Origin of the sequence: Ancylomarina longa, assembly GCF_003996985.1 — a bacterium.
GTDB lineage: Bacteria > Bacteroidota > Bacteroidia > Bacteroidales > Marinifilaceae > Ancylomarina_A > Ancylomarina_A longa.
This window is the reverse complement of sequence record NZ_RJJX01000194.1, coordinates 1-507: the sequence shown is the minus strand read 5'-3', so window position 1 is coordinate 507 and position 507 is coordinate 1. Positions and strand designations below refer to the sequence as shown.

General features: G+C 37.0%; 1 protein-coding gene. It reads right to left on the bottom strand.

Translation table 11 applies throughout. The features are described 5' to 3' along the window. Positions 1–78 precede the first annotated feature (78 nt). On the bottom strand, positions 79–477 hold the full coding sequence (rpsB, locus tag DLK05_RS19195; RefSeq protein WP_498366013.1) for a 30S ribosomal protein S2: 399 nt from the start codon (positions 475–477) through the stop codon (positions 79–81). Positions 478–507 lie beyond the last annotated feature (30 nt).

Below are 507 nucleotides of genomic sequence, written 5' to 3'. Positions count from 1 at the left end.
GTAGTAACCGATTTTTGAAATCGAAATACAGGGAGCCCCTCCCTAAAAAAAAAATTGATTTATTTATCTTATTATTAATCAAGAATTTTGTATATAGCTAGAACGGCCCTCACAAATTGCGAATACTAATTTGTTAAGAATGAATCGAATTGAAGCTATAGCGTCATCATTTGCGGGAATAGAAATATCYGCGAGATCGGGGTCACAATTTGTATCGATTAAACAAATCGTTGGAATTCCCAAAGTGATACATTCTCGAAGAGCCGTATATTCTTCTTGCTGATCAACGATAATTACAATATCGGGTACTCCCGTCATATATTTAATCCCGCCTAGATATGTTTGCAAGTGAGATAGTTGTCTCTTCAACATAGCTGCATCTCTTTTCGGAAGACGATTGAGCCCCCCCGTCTTTTGTTCCGTTCTCAAGTCCCTGAACTTATGAAGTCTCGTTTCTGTAGTGGACCAATTTGTTATCCATGCAATGAATTTTTTTTTAATAGCCTA